Genomic DNA, 1,305 nt, shown 5'->3' on the forward strand with positions numbered 1-1,305 from the left:
ATGCGATCGTCGGCAGCGTCAGATGTGTATAAGAGACAGGCCACATACAACTCACCGACCACCCCCGCCGGCACCGACTTGAGCCACCTGTCCAAGACGAACATCGCCGCCCCCGGTATCGGCGACCCAATCGGCACCACCTGAGATTCGGGGGTGAGCGGAGTGCTGATCGACGCACATACCGTGGTCTCCGTCGGCCCATACGCATCGATCATCACCCGCCCTGGTGCCGCCCACAGATCCACCACCTCAGCCGGACACGCCTCACCGGCCACCACCAATGCCACCGACTCCAACCCCTCCGGTGACAGCATCGCCACCGCCGAAGGAGTCTGACTCAACACACTGACCTGCTCAGCAATCAGTAACGCATGCAACTCTTCTGGAGAGCCGGCCACCGACTCGGGCACCACCACCAACCGGCCCCCACCCAGCAGGGCGCCCCAGATCTCCTCAACCGAGGCATCGAAGGCATACGAATGCACCTGCGCCCACACTGGTGCCGGTGCCGCCAAATCCCCATCCAATGACCCCAGCAACTGGGTGACGTTGTGGTGGGTCACGGCAACGCCTTTGGGCACCCCGGTGGTGCCCGAGGTGTAAATCAGATACGCAAGATCCTCAGCAGCCGGGGCCGGCAATGGGGTACTGGGTTGAACATCGATGGCGGGGTCGTTGACATCAATGACCGCCACGTGATGACCGTCGACCCGCGCGGCCAGCCCGGTGGTGGTGATCGCGGCGATCGGGGCGGCATCGCCGAGCATGAACCCGATCCGCGCTGTGGGCAGGCCCGGGTCGATCGGCACGTAGGCCGCCCCAGACTTCAAAACCCCTAGGATCGCGATGATGGCCTGCGCGCCACGTTCCATCAGCAACCCTACGCACTCACCCGGGCCCACCCCACGGGCAACCAGGAAGTGCGCCAACCGATTCGCGGCCTCATCCACCTCGCGATAGGTCCACGACCGGTCCCCGAAACTCAGCGCCACCGCCTCGGGCGTGCGCGCGACTTGGGCGGCAAACAACGCCGGGATCGACACCCCCGACACCGCCGGACGGTCCAACACCGCCCGGTTACCCCACCCCTCCAGGCGGACACGTTCCGAATCGTCGAGCAGATCGATCGAGGACACCGGCCGCGACGGGTCAGCGGTCATTGTCTCCAGCACCCGTTGGAATCGGGTGATCAGGGTGTGGATGCTGTCGGGGTTGAAGAGGTCGGTGCGAAACTCCACTACCCCGCTGATTCCGGCCGGCTGCCCCGCCTGGGTGAAGTTCTCGGCCAGGGTGAAGGTCACATCC

At 65.2% G+C, this 1,305-nt stretch carries 1 protein-coding gene; it reads right to left on the reverse strand.

All coding sequences use genetic code 11. The features are described from left to right. Positions 1 to 1,305 (reverse strand): AMP-binding protein (locus A5781_RS01170; protein ID WP_156624287.1); only part of this gene is annotated, 1,305 nt, incomplete at both ends.

The organism is Mycobacterium sp. 852002-30065_SCH5024008, from assembly GCF_001665645.1.
In the GTDB taxonomy this organism is placed as follows: Bacteria; Actinomycetota; Actinomycetes; order Mycobacteriales; family Mycobacteriaceae; genus Mycobacterium; species Mycobacterium paraffinicum.